General features: G+C 63.4%; 17 protein-coding genes. All 17 read left to right on the forward strand.

Annotated features, from left to right (window positions below; all coding sequences use genetic code 11):
• A partial coding sequence (locus P0D89_RS29065; protein WP_408362058.1) for a hypothetical protein occupies positions 1-317 on the forward strand: 317 nt, incomplete at its 5' end.
• 215 nt (positions 318-532) lie between these two features.
• Positions 533-4627, forward strand: coding sequence for a DUF3683 domain-containing protein (locus P0D89_RS29070; protein ID WP_408362059.1), 4095 nt, complete (start codon positions 533-535; stop codon positions 4625-4627).
• Between the two features lie 34 nt (positions 4628-4661).
• Positions 4662-5090: an HIT family protein gene (locus P0D89_RS29075; RefSeq protein ID WP_408362060.1), complete on the forward strand. Its 429-nt coding sequence runs from the start codon at positions 4662-4664 to the stop codon at positions 5088-5090.
• An 83-nt stretch (positions 5091-5173) separates the two neighbouring features.
• Entirely contained in the window at positions 5174-5587 is a 414-nt protein-coding gene (locus P0D89_RS29080; RefSeq protein WP_408362061.1) for a gamma-butyrobetaine hydroxylase family protein, read from the forward strand.
• A 67-nt stretch (positions 5588-5654) separates the two neighbouring features.
• Positions 5655-6386, forward strand: coding sequence for a bifunctional demethylmenaquinone methyltransferase/2-methoxy-6-polyprenyl-1,4-benzoquinol methylase UbiE (gene ubiE, locus P0D89_RS29085; protein ID WP_408377565.1), 732 nt, complete (start codon positions 5655-5657; stop codon positions 6384-6386).
• Positions 6387-6424: 38 nt separating this feature from the next.
• Entirely contained in the window at positions 6425-7414 is a 990-nt protein-coding gene (locus P0D89_RS29090) for a Tim44 domain-containing protein (protein WP_408362063.1), read from the forward strand.
• A 153-nt stretch (positions 7415-7567) separates the two neighbouring features.
• Entirely contained in the window at positions 7568-8212 is a 645-nt protein-coding gene (locus P0D89_RS29095; protein ID WP_408362064.1) for a ubiquinone biosynthesis accessory factor UbiJ, read from the forward strand.
• A gap of 15 nt (positions 8213-8227) precedes the next feature.
• A complete protein-coding gene (ubiB, locus tag P0D89_RS29100) occupies positions 8228-9805 on the forward strand; it encodes a ubiquinone biosynthesis regulatory protein kinase UbiB (protein WP_408362065.1) in 1578 nt (525 codons plus the stop codon).
• Positions 9806-9873: 68 nt separating this feature from the next.
• Positions 9874-10497: a class I SAM-dependent methyltransferase gene (locus P0D89_RS29105; RefSeq protein ID WP_408377566.1), complete on the forward strand. Its 624-nt coding sequence runs from the start codon at positions 9874-9876 to the stop codon at positions 10495-10497.
• Between the two features lie 180 nt (positions 10498-10677).
• Entirely contained in the window at positions 10678-11064 is a 387-nt protein-coding gene (locus P0D89_RS29110; protein ID WP_408362067.1) for an FmdB family zinc ribbon protein, read from the forward strand.
• Between the two features lie 75 nt (positions 11065-11139).
• Positions 11140-11799, forward strand: a complete 660-nt coding sequence (locus P0D89_RS29115; protein WP_408362068.1) for a DUF502 domain-containing protein — start codon at positions 11140-11142, stop codon at positions 11797-11799.
• A gap of 76 nt (positions 11800-11875) precedes the next feature.
• Complete coding sequence (gene aspS / locus P0D89_RS29120; protein WP_408362069.1) at positions 11876-13675, forward strand: aspartate--tRNA ligase; 1800 nt, start codon at positions 11876-11878, stop codon at positions 13673-13675.
• A 162-nt stretch (positions 13676-13837) separates the two neighbouring features.
• Positions 13838-14341 (forward strand): dihydroneopterin triphosphate diphosphatase, encoded by a 504-nt coding sequence (gene nudB, locus P0D89_RS29125; protein ID WP_408362070.1) that lies wholly within the window; start codon positions 13838-13840, stop codon positions 14339-14341.
• Positions 14338-15597, forward strand: coding sequence for a cardiolipin synthase ClsB (gene clsB / locus P0D89_RS29130; protein ID WP_408362071.1), 1260 nt, complete (start codon positions 14338-14340; stop codon positions 15595-15597). Before nudB ends, clsB begins: the two co-directional genes overlap by 4 nt.
• 254 nt (positions 15598-15851) lie before the next feature.
• Positions 15852-17435, forward strand: a complete 1584-nt coding sequence (locus P0D89_RS29135) for a tetratricopeptide repeat protein (protein WP_408377567.1) — start codon at positions 15852-15854, stop codon at positions 17433-17435.
• Positions 17436-17878: 443 nt separating this feature from the next.
• Positions 17879-18478 (forward strand): TetR/AcrR family transcriptional regulator, encoded by a 600-nt coding sequence (locus P0D89_RS29140; protein WP_408362073.1) that lies wholly within the window; start codon positions 17879-17881, stop codon positions 18476-18478.
• Positions 18479-18590: 112 nt separating this feature from the next.
• Complete coding sequence (locus P0D89_RS29145; protein WP_408377568.1) at positions 18591-20378, forward strand: acyl-CoA dehydrogenase C-terminal domain-containing protein; 1788 nt, start codon at positions 18591-18593, stop codon at positions 20376-20378.
• The last annotated feature ends 19 nt before the right edge of the window (positions 20379-20397 follow it).

A 20397-nucleotide genomic window follows, 5' to 3' on the forward strand; every position in this document is an offset into this window, starting at 1 on the left:
GTTTTTTTCAGGTAGTCGTGGGAAGCCATGCGAGCGGCGCGATGCGCGTTGTGAGACGGGAAAGGGTCAATGATAGCGCCAACGGTGTGCGCGCTGGCCTTCCGCTTATCCGCGAAAACCGTGCCGCAAAGGGCCACCCGACCGTTCGGTCAGTCAATTCTTCGCATGCGCGCCGCAAGGCGATTCCACGCGAAAACGCGCAAAGCCTCGTCACAGCTCCGATTGAAGCCGTCAACGCGGGGTGGAATCATGCGGTAGAATTCTGTTTTGGAATAAGGATCGGAAGATGCACTGGCAGCCTCGGATCGCCCACTTGATGCCCGTCCCGCGTGAGTCTTGTCCCGCGGCGGAGCGTCACGTCCGCCACGCACGATCGTGTAGTTATATCTGAGCGCCGCGAAGCGACCGACGTGGGTAGGCCGTCGGGCGTGCTTCGCTCCCCTAGAAGATTCCCAGGCATTGCGCCACACGCGCACCGTCAGCCGACGCCTCATTAAAAAACGCGCGCGGTTGACCTACAGAGTCGTCCAACATGAACGCACCTCAAGTTTTCGATCCGAACGGGGCCGCCGCTGCGGTGGCCGCCGATCCCGAAGCGCGTCTGCGCGAAATTCCCTATAACTACACGTCGTTTTCCGACCGCGAAATCGTCATTCGCCTGCTGGGCGACGACGCGTGGTCGGTGCTCGCCGAACTGCGCGCGGAACGCCGCACCGGCCGCTCGGCGCGGATGCTGTACGAAGTGCTCGGCGATATCTGGGTCGTGCGCCGCAATCCGTACCTGCAGGACGATCTGCTCGACAATCCGAAGCGCCGCGCGCTGCTGATCGAAGCGTTGCATCACCGTCTGTCCGAGATCGAGAAGCGCCGCCGCGCCGATCTGGTCGAACATGGCGACGAAGCGGGCGTCGACCGTGCCGCCCGCGTCGAAATACTGGTGCAGGCCGCGCGCCGAGCGGTCGACGAGTTCGCGAGCGAATTCCAGAAGACCTACGATCTGCGCCGCCGCGCGACCAAGGTGCTGGGCAAGGTCACGGAGAAGGACAACATCAAGTTCGACGGGTTGTCCCGCGTGTCGCACGTGACCGACGCCACCGACTGGCGCGTCGAATACCCGTTCGTCGTGCTCACACCGGACACCGAGGCCGAGATCGCCGGCATGATCAAGGCGTGTTTCGAACTGGGTCTGACCGTGATTCCGCGTGGCGGCGGCACCGGCTATACGGGCGGCGCGGTGCCGCTCACGCCGTTCTCGGCCGTCATCAATACCGAAAAGCTCGAACAGCTCGGCGCGGTCGAGATGACCGAACTGCCGGGCCTCGATCGCAAGGTCGCGACGATTTTCTCCGGCGCGGGCGTGGTCACGCGCCGCGTGACCGAAGCGGCCGAGCAGGCCGGCTTCGTGTTCGCGGTCGATCCGACCTCGCTCGACGCGTCCTGCGTCGGCGGTAACGTCGCGATGAACGCGGGCGGCAAGAAGGCGGTGTTGTGGGGCACGGCGCTCGACAACCTCGCGTGGTGGCGCATGGTCGACCCGGAAGGCAACTGGCTCGAAGTCACGCGCCTCGACCACAACATGGGCAAGATTCACGACATCGAAGTCGCGCGCTTCGAGCTCAAATGGTTCGACGGCAACTACGCGCCGGGCGAAAAGCTGCTGCGCAGCGAAGCGCTCGACATCAAGGGCCGTGTGTTTCGCAAGGAAGGTTTGGGCAAGGACGTCACCGACAAATTCCTCGCCGGCCTGCCGGGCGTGCAGAAAGAAGGCTGCGACGGGCTGATCACGTCCGCGCGCTGGGTGCTGCACAAGATGCCCGCGCATACGCGCACCGTCTGCCTCGAATTCTTCGGCCAGGCGCGCGAGGCGATTCCGAGCATCGTCGAAATCAAGGACTACCTGTTCGAGACGTCACGCCAGGGCGGCGCGATTCTCGCGGGCCTCGAACATCTGGACGAGCGCTATCTGCGCGCGGTCGGCTACGCGACCAAGAGCAAGCGCAACGCGTTTCCGAAGATGGTGCTGATCGGCGACATCGTCGGCAATGACGCGGACGCGGTCGCGCAGGCTACCTCGGAAGTCGTGCGGATGGCCAACGGCAAGAGCGGCGAAGGCTTCGTCGCGGTCAACGCCGAGGCGAGGAAGCGTTTCTGGCTCGACCGCAGCCGCACCGCGGCGATCGCCAAGCACACCAACGCGTTCAAGATCAACGAAGACGTGGTGATCCCGCTCGACCGCATGGGCGAGTACACGGACGGCATCGAGCGCATCAACATCGAACTGTCGATCAAGAACAAGCTGCAACTGGTCGACGCGCTCGAAGCGTTCTTCAAGGCCGGCAAGCTGCCGCTCGGCAAGAGCGACGACGCCAACGAAATTCCCAGCGCCGAGCTGCTCGAAGACCGCGTGCAACAGGCGCTCGATCTGCTCGCGCGCGTGCGCACGCGCTGGGAATTCCTGCGTGACAAGCTCGACCTGTCGGTGCGCGAGGCGCAGCACTATCTGGTCGGCCTCGGCTACGAAGCGCTGGCGGAGAAGTTCGCCGACCGCGCCGACCAGCAACCCGACGCGACCGTGTTCCACATCACCCAGGACCGCACGATCCGCGTGTCGTGGAAGCAGGAAATCCGCGGCGAGCTGCGGCAGATCTTCAACGGCGGCGAGTTCAAGCCGATCCTCGAAGAGGCCCAGGCGATCCACAAGCAGGTGTTGCGCGGCCGCGTGTTCGTCGCGCTGCACATGCACGCGGGCGACGGCAACGTGCACACCAACCTGCCGGTCAACTCCGACAACTACGAGATGCTGCAGGATGCGCACCGCGCGGTCGCGCGCATCATGAAGCTGGCGCGTTCACTCGACGGCGTGATTTCCGGCGAGCACGGCATCGGCATCACCAAGCTCGAATTCCTGACCGACGACGAGATCGGCGAATTCCGTGCGTACAAGCAGCGCGTCGATCCGCATGGCCGCTTCAACGCGGGCAAGCTGCTCGAAGGCGCGGACCTGCGCAACGCGTACACGCCGAGCTTCGGGCTGATGGGCTACGAATCGCTGATCATGCAACAGTCCGACATCGGGGCGATTTCCGAGTCGATCAAGGACTGTTTGCGCTGCGGCAAGTGCAAGCCGGTCTGCGCGACCCACGTGCCGCGCGCGAACCTGCTGTACAGCCCCCGTAACAAGATTCTCGCCACCTCGCTGCTGGTCGAGGCGTTCCTGTACGAAGAGCAGACGCGCCGCGGCGTGTCGATCAAGCATTGGGACGAGTTCAACGACGTCGCCGATCACTGCACCGTCTGTCACAAGTGCGTGACGCCGTGCCCGGTGAAGATCGACTTCGGCGACGTGACGATGAACATGCGCAACCTGCTGCGCAAGATGGGCAAGAAGAAATTCAACGCGGGCAACGCGGCGGGCATGTTCTTCCTGAACGCTACCAATCCGCAGACCATCAACCTCGCGCGCACCGCGATGATGGGCGTCGGCTACAAGGCACAGCGACTTGGCAACGAAGTGCTGAAGAAGTTCGCGAAGAAGCAGACCGCGCATCCGCCGGCGACGGTCGGCAAGCCGGTGGTCACGCAGCAGGTGATCCACTTCATGAACAAGAAGATGCCGGGCAACCTGCCGAAGAAAACCGCACGCGCGTTGCTCGATATCGAAGACAACAAGATCGTGCCGATCATCCGCAATCCGAAGACGACCACCGCCGATACGGAAGCGGTGTTCTACTTCCCGGGTTGCGGCTCCGAGCGGCTGTTCTCGCAGGTCGGTCTGGCCACGCAAGCCATGCTGTGGGAAGCGGGCGTGCAAACCGTGCTGCCGCCGGGCTATCTGTGCTGCGGCTATCCGCAGCGCGGCTCGGGCCAGTACGACAAGGCCGAGCAGATCGTCACGGATAACCGCGTGCTGTTCCACCGCGTCGCCAATACGCTGAACTATCTCGACATCAAGACGGTGGTGGTGTCGTGCGGCACGTGCTACGACCAGCTCGCCGGCTACGAATTCGAGAAGATCTTCCCGGGTTGCCGGATCATCGACATCCACGAGTACCTGCTGGAAAAGGGCATCAAGCTCGACGGCGTGAACGGCGTGCGCTACATGTACCACGACCCCTGCCACTCGCCGATCAAGACGATGGACCCGGTCAAGCTGGTCAATCAGCTGATGGGTTCGGAGAAAGACGGCTACAAGATCGAGAAGAACGATCGTTGCTGTGGCGAATCCGGCACACTCGCGGTCACGCGTCCTGACATTTCGACACAGGTCCGCTTCCGCAAGGAAGAAGAGATCCGCAAGGGCGCGGCCAAGCTGCGCGGCATTCCTCTGGTGGCCGAAGCCGGCGCGAACGCGATCAATCCGGCCAATGCATCGGCCGGCGCGGCGGGTGCGCCGAACGGCTCCGTGCTCAAGGCCGGCGACGGCCCGCAGCCGAACGGCGTCACCGAGGTGAAGATCCTGACGAGCTGCCCGTCCTGCCTGCAAGGGCTGTCGCGCTACAACGAGGACGCGAACACCGAGGCGGACTACATCGTCGTCGAGATGGCGCGCCACGTGTTGGGCGAAGATTGGATGGCGGACTACGTCCAACGGGCGAACAATGGCGGAATCGAGCGCGTGCTGGTTTAATGGCACGACTGACGATCTTTGCCTGAGGACGACGATGGACTGCGTTTTTTGCCGTGAAGATGGCGGCGATGTGCTGTGGCAGGACGACACCTTGCGTGTCGTCCTCGCCGACGAACACGATTACCCGGGCTTTTGCCGGGTGATCTGGAACAGGCACGTCGCCGAGTTTTCCGATCTCGCCGCCGACGAACGCGATCGCGTGATGAAGGCCGTGTATGCGGTCGAGCGCGCGATCCGGCGCATCATGCAACCGGTCAAGGTGAATCTGGCGAGCCTCGGCAACCAGGTGCCGCACGTGCACTGGCACGTGATTCCGCGTTTTTCGAACGACGCTCATTTTCCGCTGCCTATCTGGGCGCCGCGCCAGCGTACGGTGTCCGAAGCGATGCTGTCGTCGCGCCGCGCGCAAGCCACGTTGCTGCGCGAAGCGGTGCGGCAGGAAATCGAACACGCTCTTAGCTGAGCGCCCTCCAACCTGTCGCTTCGCGCTGGGCCCCCGAGGGGGCCACAACCTGGAGCGGCCCGGCATTTTCTTATGAGGCCATCATGAGCGGATTGACCCCTGAGACCCCGGTGCCGACCGGGGTGGTCGTGCATTCAAAATCGCGCGTGCTCGAAGTGCAGTACGCAAACGGCGAATCGTATCGCCTGCCGTTCGAACTGCTGCGCGTGTATTCGCCATCAGCGGAAGTGCAGGGGCATGGCCCCGGCCAGGAGACCCTGCAGACGGGCAAGCGCGACGTCACGATCACGGTGATCGAAGGCGTCGGCAACTATGCGCTGCAACCCACTTTCTCCGATGGGCACGCCACCGGCATCTATTCGTGGGACTTGCTGTACGACATGGCGGTTCGCCAGGATGAACTCTGGCGCGACTATCTCGCCAAACTGCAAGCGGCCGGCGTCGATCGCGACACGCCGATGGTGCCATCCGGCGCTGCGCACGGGCACTGTCACTGATACGATTCGCCCCGATCGCCGCACCGATGCGGCTCCATATTTCAGAATACGCGAAAGGACGAGCGCGATGAGCAAAACCCACTTCGGCTTTCAATCGGTCGACGAACAGGAAAAAGCGCAGAAGGTGGCGGGTGTGTTTCACTCGGTTGCCGCCAACTACGACTTGATGAACGACCTGATGTCGGCCGGGTTGCACCGGGCGTGGAAGATGTTCACGATCGCCCAGGCGAACGTGCGGCCCGGCTACAAGGTGCTCGACATCGCGGGCGGCACGGGCGACCTGTCGAAGGCTTTCGCGAAACAGGCGGGCGAGAGTGGCGAAGTCTGGCACACCGACATCAACGAATCGATGCTGCGCGTGGGCCGCGACCGCTTGCTGGACAAAGGCGTCATCACCCCTGCGCTGCTGTGCGACGCGGAGAAAATTCCGTTTCCGGACAATTACTTCGATGTGGTCACCGTGGCCTTCGGCTTGCGCAACATGACGCATAAAGACATTGCGCTGGCGGAAATGCGGCGCGTCCTGAAACCGGCGGGCCGGCTGCTGGTGCTGGAATTCTCGAAGGTGTGGGATCCGCTCAAGAAGGTCTACGATGTCTATTCGTTCAAGGTGTTGCCGTGGCTTGGCGAACGCTTTGCGAAAGACGCCGAGAGCTATCAGTATCTGGCGGAATCGATCCGTATGCATCCGGATCAGGAAACTTTGAAAACAATGATGGAACAAGCAGGCCTGGACGGCGTCAAATATTACAATTTGTCAGCTGGCGTGGTAGCTTTACATGTGGGGACCAAATACTAGGGTTCCTAACCCATCGTTTTTTAAAGGAAAGTACGAAAATGTCCGATTCAGGTGTGTTATCTCCCCGTAAGGCTGGGCGGTCGCTGGTGAGAAGAATCGGACTGATCGCGATGGTCGGTCTGATCATGGCCGGCTCTCTCGCCTCGCTCGATGCGGAAGCTCGCCGCATGGGCGGTGGCCGTAGCATCGGCCGTCAGTCGAACACCGTTCAGCAGCAAAATCAGGCGACGCCGTCGCAACCTTCCCAAAGCAATCAGGCGATGCAGCAGCGCGCGCAACCGGCGCCCGCGCCGACGCCGGCCGCGCCTAACCGCAACCGCTGGCTTGGCCCGATCGCCGGCCTCGCCGCCGGTCTGGGCATCGCGGCCTTGCTGTCGCACTTCGGCATGGGCGAGGCGTTCGCGGGCATGATGGCTAACGTGATCATCATCGCGTTGATCGCGATGGTCGTCATCTGGCTGATCCGTCGCTTCATGGGCCGCAAGCGCAATGCGGCGCAACCCGCATATGCCGGCGCCTCGCCGTCGCTGAATTCGGGTAGCACCGGTTATGTTCAGGAACCGCGCTACAGCGCGCCGCCCAGCGGCTCGTATCTCGAACCGCAAGGCAACCCGCTGAGCACGCCGTCCATCAACCCGGCGCCGGTCGTGCCGGCCGGCTTCGATTCGGAAGCGTTCCTGCGTAATGCCAAGGTGTACTTCGTGCGCCTGCAAGCCGCGTGGGACGTGGGCAACGTCGAAGACATCCGCGAATTCACCACGCCGGAAATGTTCGCCGAAGTGCGGGTCGATCTCGCTTCGCGCGGCACGCAGTCCAATCAGACCGACGTGGTGCAACTGAACGCCGAGTTGCTCGGCGTCGAAGAGCGCGCGACCGAATACTTTGCCAGCGTGCGCTTCTCCGGCCTGATTCGCGAAGCGCCGGGCGCGGCGGCCGAGCCGTTCGTCGAAGTGTGGAACCTGTCGAAGGCGAACCGTGCCGGCGAAGGCTGGCTGCTCGCCGGCATCCAGCAGGTGGCGCAGCACTGAGTCGCGAGTGGGAGGGAGCCGGAGCGGTGCGGCTCTTCCTGATTTAGCGCATACCGTTGGCCGTTCGGCATAGCGGGCCGCGAAGCGAACGGACGTTACAATAGGAACCCGCGCGAGCACCTCGTTCGCGCGGGTTTTTTCTTGCCACTTTCGATGACCCTCGCCGCCAAGCCCTTCGCTGCTGCAATCAATCATCTGCTCGCCCGCGAATCGTGGGCTCGTGAGCGCCTCGCTCCTTACGCGGGCAAGACCGCCCGTCTTTCATGTCCACCGGTCGACCTGACACTGCTGGTGCAACCGGACGGTTATCTGACCGCGGTCGGCGACACCGAAACGCACCAGTTCGACGTGACCGTCTCGGTCCCGTCCGACGCGCTGCCGGCCTTCGTGCAAGGCGGGCAGGCCGCCGTCATGAAGCATGTGAAGATCGAGGGCGACGCCGAGTTCGCCACGGTGATCGCCAGGCTTGCCGAGCATCTGCGCTGGGAGCCCGAGGAAGATCTCGCGAAGCTGATCGGCGACGGTCCGGCCTGGCGAGTGGCGTCGGTCGTGCGCACGGTCGGCGAGCATGTGCAGCGCACTGGTCGCAACCTGCTCGACACGGCCGCCGAATATCTGCTCGACGAGAATCCGCAACTGGTGCGCCGCGCCACGCTCGCGGATTTCAACGTCGAACTGGCGCACGCACGCGACGCACTGGCGCGCGTGGAAAAACGCATCGAGCGTCTTGAACAGAAGGTCGAAGCCCGCGGCGTCAATGCGCCGGGCGGCGCCGCCACGTCGCGCGGCACGCGCTAGTCACCGGGCACAACCATGCGTTTTCTGCGTTTCCTCAAGATTTTTTTCACGGTCATCCGGTTCGGCCTCGATGAAATGATGCTGAGCCGTATCAACGACCGGCGCGTGCGTCTGCTGCTGCGGATCACCACGATCGGCCGCAAGTTCGACGCGCCGCCGGGGGTGCGCTTGCGGCTCGCGCTCGAAAGTCTCGGGCCGATCTTCGTCAAGTTCGGCCAGGTGCTGTCGACCCGGCGCGATCTGCTGCCGGTGGACATCGCCAACGAACTGGCGAAACTCCAGGATCAGGTGCCGCCGTTCGACTCGGCGGTTGCGATCGGGATCGTCGAGAAGTCGCTCGGCGCGCCGGTCGACGTGCTGTTCGACGATTTCGAGCGGGTGCCGGTGGCGAGTGCGTCGATCGCGCAGGTGCACTTCGCGAAAGTGAAGGCCGGGCAGCACGCCGGCAAGGCCGTCGCGGTGAAGGTGCTGCGCCCGAACATGCTGCCGGTGATCGACTCCGACCTTGCGTTGCTGCGCGACATCGCCGTGTGGGCCGAGCGCCTGTGGGCCGACGGCAAGCGTCTGAAGCCGCGCGAGGTGGTCGCCGAATTCGACAAATACCTGCACGATGAACTCGACCTGATGCGCGAGGCGGCCAACGGCAGCCAGTTGCGGCGCAACTTCGTCGGGCTCGATCTGCTGCTGGTGCCGGAAATGTACTGGGAGTTCTGCACGCCCACGGTGCTGGTGATGGAGCGCATGGTCGGCGTGCCGATCAGCCAGATCGAGACGCTGCGCGCGGCCGGCGTGGATATTCCGAAGCTGGCGCGCGAAGGCGTCGAGATTTTCTTTACCCAGGTGTTCCGCGACGGTTTTTTCCACGCCGATATGCACCCTGGCAATATTCAGGTGAGTCTCGATCCGGCGCACTTCGGCCGCTATATCGCGCTGGACTTCGGCATCATCGGTGCGCTATCGGACTTCGATAAGAACTATCTCGCGCAGAACTTCCTCGCGTTCTTCAAGCGCGACTATCATCGCGTCGCCACGTTGCACCTGGAGTCGGGCTGGGTGCCGCCGACCACCCGCGTCGAAGAACTCGAAAGCGCGATCCGCGCGGTCTGCGAGCCGTATTTCGACCGCGCGCTCAAAGACATTTCGCTCGGCCAGGTGCTGATGCGCCTCTTCTCGACCTCGCGCCGCTTCAATGTCGAAATCCAGCCGCAACTTGTGTTGCTGCAAAAGACCATGCTGAACGTGGAAGGGCTCGGCCGCTCGCTCGATCCGGAGCTGGATCTGTGGAAGACAGCGAAGCCTTATCTCGAACGCTGGATGAACGAACAGATCGGCGTGCGCGGCTGGTACGAGCGTCTGAAGATCGAAGCACCGCAGTGGAGCAAGACCCTGCCGCAGTTGCCGCGCCTGATCCATCACGTGCTGGCCGAGCGGCACAACAGCACGCGCGGCGCGAACGACGACATGATTCGCCAGATTCTGCTCGAGCAGAAGCGTACCAACCGGCTGCTGCAGGGGCTGCTGATGTTCGGCGTGGCGGTCGGCGTCGGCGCCGTGTTGGCGCGGGCGTTTCTGGCGCTGGCTTACGGCGGGTGATTGCGGCCCATACGACCCACCCGACCCGCCCGACCCACCCGACCCGCACGACCCACGCGAGGCATCCGATGAGCGACCCGACCCAACCTTCCTCGCCCGACTTCACGACCCGCGACCCCAACTCGCCGGCGTTCTGGGACGAGCGCTTTGAGCGCGGCTTCATGCCGTGGGATCAGGCGGGCGTGCCAGCCGCATTCCGCGCGTTCGCCGAACGTCACAGCGGCGCCGCCGTGCTGATCCCGGGCTGCGGCAGCGCGCACGAAGCAGTCTGGCTCGCCGGTCAGGGCAACCCGGTTCGCGCAATCGATTTCTCATCGGCCGCCGTCGCAGCGGCGCACGCGCAAATGGACGCCCAGCATGCGCAGCTAGTGGAGCAGGCGGATTTCTTCACGTACGAGCCGCCTTTCACGCCCGCATGGATTTACGAGCGTGCGTTCCTTTGCGCGTTGCCACCGGTACGCCGCCCCGACTACGCGCGCCGGATGGCCGAACTATTGCCCGGCGGCGCGCTGCTCGCAGGCTTCTACTTCATCGGCGCGACGCCGAAAGGGCCGCCGTTCGGTATCGAGCGCGCCGAACTCGACGGGCTGCTCACGCCTGACTTCGAGCTGGTCGAAGACGAACCCGTGACCGATTCGATCCCCGTTTTTGCCGGACGTGAGCGCTGGCTCACGTGGCGCCGCCGCGCCTGAAGGCGCGCGGCCGCGCTCGAATGCGGCCCGGGCCGCACTTGATTCGACTGCGGCCGCCCCAACTTACCGCAACGGCGGTCGCGTCGAGCATCGGTTCCCGAAATCCGCGGAACGGATATCGTTTGCGGCTATAATTCAAGGCTTTGCAAGCGTTTACAAGAATTCAGTAGGGAAAAGTTCATGCCGATCTACGCTTATCGTTGCGAGTCATGCGGCTTCGGGAAGGACGTGCTTCAGAAGATGAGCGACCCCCAGTTGACGCAGTGTCCCGAGTGCGGGAAAGACACCTTTACCAAGCAGGTCACTGCCGCCGGTTTCCAGTTGAAGGGTTCCGGCTGGTATGTAACCGATTTCCGCGGCGGCAACAGCGGCGCGAGCGCGCCCGCCAAGGCCGACGCGAACGGCGCGTCGAATGGCGCGGGCGAGAACGCGGCCGCCAGTAACGGCACCGCCAAATCCGACACGGCCCCGGCCGCGGCCGGTCCATCCAGCGCAGCCGCTACGCCGGCCGCGCCTGCTGCCGCCCCGGCCGCCTCGACGAGTGCGAGCGGCGCCGGCAGCGCCTAGTGGCATTGCCGCCCTCGGGGGCGGCGCACACACCGCGCGTCGGGTTTCGGCCCGCGCGGCTTTCTGGCGGTACACATGACGACGAAAAAAACGACGCTCAAATCGGTGTTCCTGACTGGCCTGCTGGTGCTGGTGCCTCTGGCTATCACACTGTGGGTGCTCGGTCTGATCATCGGCACGATGGACCAGACGCTGTTGCTGCTGCCCACTTCCTGGCAGCCGGAGCGCGCGATCGGCTATCGTCTGCCCGGCCTCGGCGCGGTGCTCACGCTCGCGTTCATCTTTGTAGTCGGGCTGTTGACGCAGAACTTCATTGGGCAGAAGCTCGTGAAGTGGTGGGAGCTGCTGGTCGCTCACATTCCTGTGGTCGGTCCGATCTACACCAGTGTCAAGCAGGTGTCCGACACGTTGCTGTCGAGCAGCGGCAACGCGTTCCGCAAGGCGCTCCTGATCGAGTACCCGCGTCGCGGTTCCTATACGATTGCGTTTCTGACCGGTATTCCGGGCGGCGATGTGGTCAACCACCTGAAAGAAGATTGCGTCAGCGTGTATGTGCCGACCACGCCGAACCCGACGTCCGGATTCTTCCTGATGGTGCCCAGAAGCGAAGTGATCGAGCTCGACATGTCCGTCGACGCCGCGCTCAAGTACATCGTCTCGATGGGCGTCGTGGCGCCGTCCGCACCGCCTACGCCGGCGCCGATGCGCGGCACGACCGTCGAGCCTCCGCTGTAATGCCGGCGCGCAATGTTTCACGCAGTGTTCAACTGCGGCGCGCCGTTCAACCAATGCAAAACGAAAGACAAACATCATGTCGATGAGATCTGAATACTGCGGTCTGGTGACCGAAGAACTGCTGGGCCAATCCGTCTCGCTGTGCGGCTGGGTGAGCCGCCGCCGCGACCATGGCGGGGTCATCTTCATCGACCTGCGCGATCGCGAAGGGCTCGTCCAGGTCGTTTGCGACCCGGATCGTGCGGAAATGTTCAAGGCCGCCGAAGGCGTGCGCAACGAGTTCTGCCTGCAAATCAAGGGCGTGGTGCGCAGCCGTCCGGAAGGCACCACCAACGCGGCGCTTAAGAGCGGCAAGATCGAAGTGCTGTGCCACGAGCTGATCGTGCTGAACGCGTCGATCACGCCGCCGTTCCAGCTCGACGACGACAACCTGTCGGAGACCACGCGTCTTACCCACCGCGTGCTCGACCTGCGCCGTCCGCAGATGCAGCACAACCTGCGTTTGCGTTACCGCGTCGCGATCGAAGTGCGTAAGTATCTGGACGAGCAAGGCTTCATCGACATCGAAACGCCGATGCTCACGAAGAGCACGCCGGAAGGCGCGCGCGACTACCTGGTGCCGTCGCGTACCAACCCCGGCCAGTTCTTCGCGCTGCCGCAGTCGCCGCAGCTGTTCAAGCAGCTGCTGATGGTGGCGAACTTCGATCGCTACTACCAGATCGTCAAGTGCTTCCGCGACGAAGACCTGCGCGCCGACCGTCAGCCGGAATTCACGCAGATCGACTGTGAAACCTCGTTCCTGTCGGAACAGGAAATCCGCGATCTGTTCGAAGCGATGATCCGCCACGTGTTCAAGCAGACGATCGGCGTCTCGCTGGACGAGAAATTCCCGGTCATGCTGTATTCGGAAGCAATGCGCCGCTTCGGTTCGGACAAGCCGGACCTGCGCGTGAAGCTCGAATTCACCGACCTGACCGATGCCGTCAAGGACGTCGACTTCAAGGTGTTCAGCACGCCCGCCAACACGAAGGACGGCCGCGTCGCGGCGATCCGCGTGCCGAAGGGCGGCGAGCTTTCGCGTGGCGACATCGACAGCTACACGGAATTCGTGCGCATCTACGGCGCGAAGGGCCTCGCGTGGATCAAGGTCAACGAAGTCGCGAAGGGCCGTGACGGTCTGCAAAGCCCGATCGTCAAGAACCTGCACGACGAAGCGGTCAAGGCGATCATCGAGCGCACCGGCGCGCAAGACGGCGACATCATCTTCTTCGCAGCGGATCGCGCGAAGGTGGTGAACGACAGCCTGGGCGCGCTGCGTCTGAAGATCGGCCATTCGGAATTCGGCAAGGCCAACGGTCTGGTCGAGTCCGGCTGGAAGCCGCTGTGGGTGATCGACTTCCCGATGTTCGAGTACGACGAGGAAGACAGCCGCTACGTCGCCGCGCATCACCCGTTCACGAGCCCGAAGGACGAGCACCTCGAGTATCTGGAAACGGATCCGGCGCGCTGCCTCGCGAAGGCCTACGACATGGTGCTGAATGGCTGGGAAATCGGCGGTGGTTCGGTGCGTATCCATCGTGAAGAAGTGCAGAGCCAGGTGTTTCGCGCGCTGAAGATCAATGCGGAAGAAGCGCAAGCCAAGTTCGGCTTCCTGCTCGACGCGCTGCAATACGGCGCGCCGCCGCACGGCGGTATCGCATTCGGCCTGGACCGCATCGTCACGATGATGGCCGGCGCCGATTCGATCCGCGACGTGATCGCGTTCCCGAAGACGCAACGCGCGCAGTGCTTGCTCACGCAGGCGCCGAGCGAAGTGGACGAGCGCCAGTTGCGCGAGTTGCACATCCGTCTGCGTACGCCGGAACCGAAGGCGTAAGTCATGGCTTGAGGCAAGTGAATGCTGTCTGAAAACGACAGCAGGAGCATACGAAAAAGGCGCGTCATGCGCCTTTTTCGTTTTTTGCGTTACAGTCGAAGCAACAGCTTTCGACCGTCATCCGACATGTACCGCGCAAGCGTTGCGCCCAGTTTTTACGCCATGCCGAAACCGCCGAAAATTCCGCAATCCGTACTCGTCGTCATCCATACGCCCGCGCTCGATGTGCTGCTGATCGAGCGCGCCGATCATCCGGGGTTCTGGCAGTCGGTGACGGGCTCCAAAGATCAGCTCGACGAACCGCTCGTTGAAACGGCCGTGCGCGAAGTCGCAGAGGAAACCGGCATCGTGGTCGGCGGCGCACTGGTGCCGCAAAGCGCGTTGTTCGACTGGCAATATTCGATCGAATACGAGATCTATCCGGAGTTTCGCCATCGCTATGCCGAAGGCGTGATCCACAACACCGAGCACTGGTTCAGCGTGCAGGTACCCGAGCAGCTCGAAGTGACGCTGGCGCCGCGCGAGCACACCGCGTTTCTGTGGCTGCCGTATGAAGAGGCGGCGTCGCGCTGCTTTTCGTCGTCGAATGCCGATGCGATCTTGCAGTTGCCGAGGCGGCTCGGCGCGCATCGCGCCGCCGGGCCTGCCGCGGAGCCTCGCCGATGAGCACACGCGGCGCGGGCCGTTTCGCGCGACTGCGGCATGCGCTGCTCGGCCGGCGCTATTGGCAACGTTACCGTTTCACGAGCGGCAACGATGTCCAACTGCTGCGATCGGGCGACGAGTTTTTCAGCGCGCTGATCAAACGTGTCGACGCCGCGCAGCAGGACGTGGTTCTCGAAACGTATATCTTCTGTTACGACGACGCCGGCCAGGCGGTCAACGCGGCGTTGCTGCGCGCGGCCTCGCGCGGCGTGAGGGTGCGCGTGATCACTGACGGCATCGGCACCGCGCGTCTGCCGATGTTCAACGAGTGGCCGCTTGCCGGCATCGACCATCGCATTTACAACCCGCATCTGTTTGGTCGCTTCGGCTTTTCGCGCACACATCGCAAGCTGGCGGTCATCGACGATCAATTCGCGTATTGCGGCGGCATCAACATCGTCGACGACTACGAGAACAACGGCGAGACGCTGCCGTACCGGCGTTGGGACTTCGCGGTCGAATTGCATGGGCCGGTGGTCGCCGACGTCCGCCAGGCGTTCGAGGTGCAATGGCGACGGATTCAGCTCGGGCATCGGCCGCTGGAGTCGCTGCAGCCGGACCTCGGGTCGCAGACTTCCGCATCGCTCGGCAGCTTGCGGCGCCGCCGCCGCCGCCGTAACGAGGAACTGTGGGCGGGCGGCCAGCCATGCGTGGCATTCGTCGCGCGAGACAACCTGATCAACCGCCGCGCGATCGAAAAGGCGTATCTGGCCGCGATCGGCCAGGCGCGTCACGAAATCCTGCTCGCCAATCCGTACTTCATGCCGGGGCGCAAGCTGCGGCGCGCGCTGGTGTTCGCGGCGCGGCGCGGCGTGGTGGTGAAGCTGATCATCGGGCGCAAGGAGTTCAAGGCGCTCGATTATGCGGTGCCGTTCCTGTATCACGCGTTGCTCAGGGCCGGCGTGCAGATCGCGGAGTACGAGAAGACGTTGCTGCATGGCAAGGTCGCGGTGGTGGATTCGAACTGGGGGACCGTCGGCTCGTCGAACCTGGACGCGTTGAGCCTGATGCTCAATAACGAGGCGAACGTGGTGCTGGTGAACGACCCGTCGATCGAGGCGCTGCGCGAGGCGATTCTCGATGCGTTCAAGGATTCGCGCCGTATCGATGAGGCGCACTACGAATCGCGTCCGGCGGGCGAGCGGGCGCTGAACTGGCTGGCTTATACGAGCTATCGGGTGGCAATGAAGTTATTGACCGTGGGTGGTTACGATTAGGCGTTTGCGCCGCGTAGGGTGATGTGAGCCGAGCGACGCGGCGAATGGCTGGCAGAGCCGCCTGGCACAGCCGGCAAATCACAACGCGTTTCAGAACGCTCCTAAAGACTACCCGCAGTAGCCCCACCATAATCTGTGCTCGATAGAAATCTAGCGAGCCCGCCGCATCATGCGCGCGCCACTGAAACCCTCTCCATCATCAACCCGTGTTCGCGGCCTGGTTCGTGCCCTCACAGCGGGCGGACCGGTGCGTCATGGACGCTCGTTCGTCAATCATGCGCGTTCCTCCAACTATCCACCCCGACGACACATCGAGCCTGCACGACGAAGCCGTGGCGGCCTATCAAGCGGGTCGCCTCGACGCTGTGCAGATGCTCGCCGACCGAATCCTCGGGCAGGACGGCGAGCATGTCGGGGCCATCCATCTGCAAGGCCTGCTCGCACTTGCGTCGGGCAACACGCAAAGCGCGCGGCGCTGGCTCGAACGCGCGATCGAGATTCGTCCTGAGCCGATCCTGTACAACACGCTCTACGCGATTCAACTCAAACTGGGCGACTTTGCGAGCGCCGTCGACAGTCTGCGGCAGGGGCTCGCGTTGCAGCCGGACTTCGCCGCGCTCCACTACAACCTCGCGTTGACGCTGCAACATCTCGACAATCTCGACGAAGCCGCGCGCAGCTACCGCCGAACGCTCGAAATCGAGCCGGACCACTCGGCGGCGCATAACAACCTCGGGCGCATCTACGCCGACCTCGGCGCGTTGAAAGATGCCGAGCGGCACTACCGTCGCGCCATCGAGTTATCGTCCGCCAACCTCGTCGCGCGCAACAACCTGGCGATGGCTTTGCTCGCGTCCGGCCGCTATGAAGAGGCATGGCCGTATTTCGAAGACCGCTGGGTCAGCTTCAGGCTGTCCGATGGACGGCCCGCGCAGGCGCCGGTGCAAGTGGCGTTGCCGCGCTGGTCGGGCGAGGCGTCGCACGCTCCTCTCGCCGCGCGCTCGGGGCGTGTGCGCGGCGAACGTCTGCTGGTCCTCAACGAGCAAGGCTATGGCGACAGCTTGCAGTTCGTGCGCTACCTGCCGATGGCGCTCGAGCATTTTCCCGAGGTCGGCTATGTGTGCCCACGGCCGTTGCGTCGCCTGTACGAGCAGTCGTTGCGCGCACGCTGGCCGGGCCTGGTTCTGCTCGACGGGGTGCCAGACGTGAGCAGCTGGGACAGCTACTGTTCGCTGATGTCCCTGCCGATGTCGTTCCAGACGCGGCTATCCACCATTCCGGCCGCGCTTCCCTATCTGCATGCCGACGCACAACGCGCCGCGCAATGGCGCGCGCGGTTCGAAGCGCTGCCGGACACGCGGTATTTGCCGCGAGTCGGCGTGGTGTGGGCGGGCGGCCATTCGGGCATAGCGGTGGACCGGCTGCGCAGCCTGCCGGCCGCGCGGCTCGCGCCGCTCTTCGCGCAACGCCAGGTGCACTGGATCAGCCTGCAAAAGAGCGACGATCCCGCGAAGCTTGCCGACGCCGCCAGCAACGCGCGTCTGACGGACTGGACCTGTGAACTGGCGGATTTTGCCGATACGGCGGCACTGATCGACAACCTCGATCTGGTGATTTCCGTGGATACCTCAGTGGCGCATCTTGCCGCCGCGATGGGCAAGCCGGTCTGGCTGCTCAACCGTTTCGCGGGCTGCTGGCGCTGGCTGCGCGGCCGGGACGACAGTCCCTGGTATCCCGGCTTGCGTCTTTTCACGCAGACGCAGCGAGGCGACTGGGACACTGTGCTGGAGCGGGTCGCCGCGGCCCTGCGGCAGAGCTTCCCCGCGGTAGCTGAATGACCGTTGTTAGCGCTGCGGCGAGCCTCTCGCTCATCACGCTAGCCGTCAGGCCGCCGTCCTGAGCGGGGCTGGCAACGCCCCGTCTCCGTAACGCCAGTCCCTCGCTCGCAGCCGCTATCCACGGCGGCTGCAGTTCGCAATTTCTCGAACAGCCCTTCTCTCAACCCCTTCGCTGTCCATCAAATCCTTCTTGATTCCCGCCCACTTGCTGCATCATGTCGGCCGGCTGCGACAATCGGCAAAGCAATCACTCGGAATGGCAATCACTGTGCCAAGGCAAACGCCTCTAAAAAATCTGATTCGTCTGATTGACGGATGTCGCAGAATTGAACCCGGTTAGAAACCGGTTTCTAATAAAGTCCTTGTTTCGTGGACGGCTGCGCTCAATAATAGTACGGCCGTTCGATTTTCTTTCGGTCACATTAGAACGGTAAAAAACAGCTATGCGAAAAGGCGAACAAACGCGAGTCGCGATTCTCGATGCAGCACTCGATCTGGCAAGCCGCGACGGACTGGAAGGTCTGACAATTGGCCTGCTTGCCGAGCGCATGCAGATGAGCAAAAGCGGGGTGTTCGCGCATTTCGGGTCGCGCGAGGATTTGCAGGTCGAAGTCGTGCGCGAATATCACCGTCGTTTCGAAGACGAGGTGTTTTATCCGAGCTTGCGCGAGCCGCGTGGCTTGCCGCGCTTGCGCGCGATGATTTCCCGCTGGATCGAGAAGCGCATCCAGGAAGTCACCACCGGCTGCATCTATATCAGCGGCGCTGTCGAATACGACGACCGCGCGGATAACCCGGTGCGTGAGCAACTGGTGTCGAGCGTGACGATCTGGCGTGCGGCGCTCACGCGCGCGATTTCGCAGGCAATGGAAGAAGGGCATCTGCGCGCCGACACCGATCCGCAACTGATGCTTTTCGAACTGTACAGCTTCACGCTCGGCCTGCATCACGATGCGCGCTTCCTGCACCTGCCGGATGCGGTGCGTCTCACGTGGGCCGCGCTGGAAAAACTGATTGTTTCGTATCAAAGCGAAAGCCGTTAGCAGCGCCGTCGGATACCCGCCGTCGAAAATCAACCGGATTCGGCGGCGCGGAAGGTTCCGGTCCGCGGACTCAGCTAACGGCCTGGCTTCTTGTCAAACTTTGGAGAGAGTCATGGGACAGTACGCCGCGCCGCTGCGCGACATGCAATTCGTGTTGCACGAACTGCTTAACGTGGAAGCCGAGATCAAGCAGATGCCGAAGCACGCGGATCTCGACGCCGACACGATCAACGCGGTGCTCGAAGAGGCCGGCAAGTTCTGCTCCGAAGTGCTGTTCCCGCTCAATCATAGCGGCGATCAGGAAGGCTGCACGTACGCCGGCGACGGCGTCGTGACCACGCCGAAGGGCTTCAAGGAAGCATACCGACAGTACGTCGAAGCCGGCTGGCCCGCACTGGGCTGCGATCCGGAATACGGCGGCCAGGGGCTGCCCGCGTTCGTCAACAACGCGCTCTACGAAATGCTGAACTCGGCCAATCAGGCGTGGACGATGTACCCCGGCCTTTCGCATGGCGCGTATGAATGCCTGCATGCGCACGGCACGCCCGAGTTGCAGCAGCGCTATCTGCCGAAGCTGGTCGCGGGTGTCTGGACCGGCACGATGTGTCTGACCGAGCCGCATTGCGGCACCGACCTCGGCATTCTGCGCACCAAGGCCGAGCCGAATAGCGACGGCTCGTATGCGATCAGCGGTACCAAGATTTTCATCTCCAGCGGCGAGCACGATCTCGCGGAAAACATCGTTCACCTGGTGCTCGCGCGTCTGCCGGACGCGCCCAAGGGCACCAAGGGCATTTCGCTGTTCATCGTGCCGAAGTTCGTGCCGAACGAAGCGGGCGAGCCGGGCGAGCGCAACGGCGTGAAGTGCGGCTCCATCGAACACAAGATGGGCATTCACGGCAACGCGACCTGCGTGATCAATCTCGACAACGCGAAGGGCTGGCTGGTCGGCGAGCCGAACAAAGGCCTGAACGCGATGTTCGTGATGATGAATGCCGCGCGCCTGGGCGTCGCCATGCAGAGCCTCGGTTTGACCGAGATCGCGTACCAGAACTCGCTGACCTACGCGAAAGAGCGTTTGCAGATGCGTTCGCTGACCGGCCCGAAGGCGCCGGAAAAAGCCGCCGACCCGATCATCGTGCACCCCGACGTGCGCCGCATGCTGCTCACGCAGAAGGCCTACGCCGAAGGCGCGCGCGCGTTCACGTATTGGTCCGCGCTGCATATCGACAAGGAACTCTCGCATGGCGACGAAGCGGTGCGCAAGGAAGCCGCCGATCTCGTCGCGCTGGTCACGCCGATCCTGAAAGCGTTTCTGTCGGACAACGCGTTCGAAGGCACCAACCACGCGATGCAGGTTTACGGTGGCCACGGCTACATCGCGGAGTGGGGCATGGAGCAGTACGTGCGCGACGCGCGTATCAACATGATCTACGAAGGCACCAACGCGGTTCAGGCGCTCGATCTGCTCGGCCGCAAGATTCTCGGCGACATGGGCGCGAAGATGAAGAAGTTCGGCAAGCTGGTGACGGAATTCGTCGAAGCCGAAGGCATCAAGCCGGAGATGCAGGAGTTCGTCAACCCGCTCGCCGACATCGGCGACAAGGTACAGAAGCTCACGATGGAAATCGGCATGAAGGCGATGCAGAACCCGGACGAAGTCGGCGCCGCGGCCGTGCCGTATCTGCGCACCGTCGGCCACCTGGTGTTCTCGTACTTCTGGGCGCGCATGGCGCGTATCGCACTGGACAAGGAAGCATCGGGCGATCCGTTCTACAAGGCGAAGCTCGCCACCGCGCGCTTCTACTTCGCGAAGCTGCTGCCGGAAACGGCGATGACGATCCGTCAGGCGCGCGCCGGTTCGAAGTCGCTGATGGACGTCGAAGAAGCGCTGTTCTGACGCTTACACCTCAAGCAGG

The sequence above is a fragment of the Paraburkholderia sp. RL18-085-BIA-A genome (assembly GCF_046027075.1).
Lineage (GTDB): Bacteria > Pseudomonadota > Gammaproteobacteria > Burkholderiales > Burkholderiaceae > Paraburkholderia.

Excerpts from the sequence above, each read along its gene's own strand:
- P0D89_RS29070 (WP_408362059.1), top strand. The coding sequence starts at position 533 with ATGAACGCACCTCAAGTTTTCGATCCGAACGGGGCCGCCGCTGCGGTG.
- P0D89_RS29075 (WP_408362060.1), top strand. The coding sequence starts at position 4,662 with ATGGACTGCGTTTTTTGCCGTGAAGATGGCGGCGATGTGCTGTGGCAG.
- P0D89_RS29080 (WP_408362061.1), top strand. The coding sequence starts at position 5,174 with ATGAGCGGATTGACCCCTGAGACCCCGGTGCCGACCGGGGTGGTCGTG.
- ubiE (WP_408377565.1), top strand. The coding sequence starts at position 5,655 with ATGAGCAAAACCCACTTCGGCTTTCAATCGGTCGACGAACAGGAAAAA.
- P0D89_RS29090 (WP_408362063.1), top strand. The coding sequence starts at position 6,425 with ATGTCCGATTCAGGTGTGTTATCTCCCCGTAAGGCTGGGCGGTCGCTG.
- P0D89_RS29095 (WP_408362064.1), top strand. The coding sequence starts at position 7,568 with ATGACCCTCGCCGCCAAGCCCTTCGCTGCTGCAATCAATCATCTGCTC.
- ubiB (WP_408362065.1), top strand. The coding sequence starts at position 8,228 with ATGCGTTTTCTGCGTTTCCTCAAGATTTTTTTCACGGTCATCCGGTTC.
- P0D89_RS29105 (WP_408377566.1), top strand. The coding sequence starts at position 9,874 with ATGAGCGACCCGACCCAACCTTCCTCGCCCGACTTCACGACCCGCGAC.
- P0D89_RS29110 (WP_408362067.1), top strand. The coding sequence starts at position 10,678 with ATGCCGATCTACGCTTATCGTTGCGAGTCATGCGGCTTCGGGAAGGAC.
- P0D89_RS29115 (WP_408362068.1), top strand. The coding sequence starts at position 11,140 with ATGACGACGAAAAAAACGACGCTCAAATCGGTGTTCCTGACTGGCCTG.
- aspS (WP_408362069.1), top strand. The coding sequence starts at position 11,876 with ATGTCGATGAGATCTGAATACTGCGGTCTGGTGACCGAAGAACTGCTG.
- nudB (WP_408362070.1), top strand. The coding sequence starts at position 13,838 with ATGCCGAAACCGCCGAAAATTCCGCAATCCGTACTCGTCGTCATCCAT.
- clsB (WP_408362071.1), top strand. The coding sequence starts at position 14,338 with ATGAGCACACGCGGCGCGGGCCGTTTCGCGCGACTGCGGCATGCGCTG.
- P0D89_RS29135 (WP_408377567.1), top strand. The coding sequence starts at position 15,852 with ATGGACGCTCGTTCGTCAATCATGCGCGTTCCTCCAACTATCCACCCC.
- P0D89_RS29140 (WP_408362073.1), top strand. The coding sequence starts at position 17,879 with ATGCGAAAAGGCGAACAAACGCGAGTCGCGATTCTCGATGCAGCACTC.
- P0D89_RS29145 (WP_408377568.1), top strand. The coding sequence starts at position 18,591 with ATGGGACAGTACGCCGCGCCGCTGCGCGACATGCAATTCGTGTTGCAC.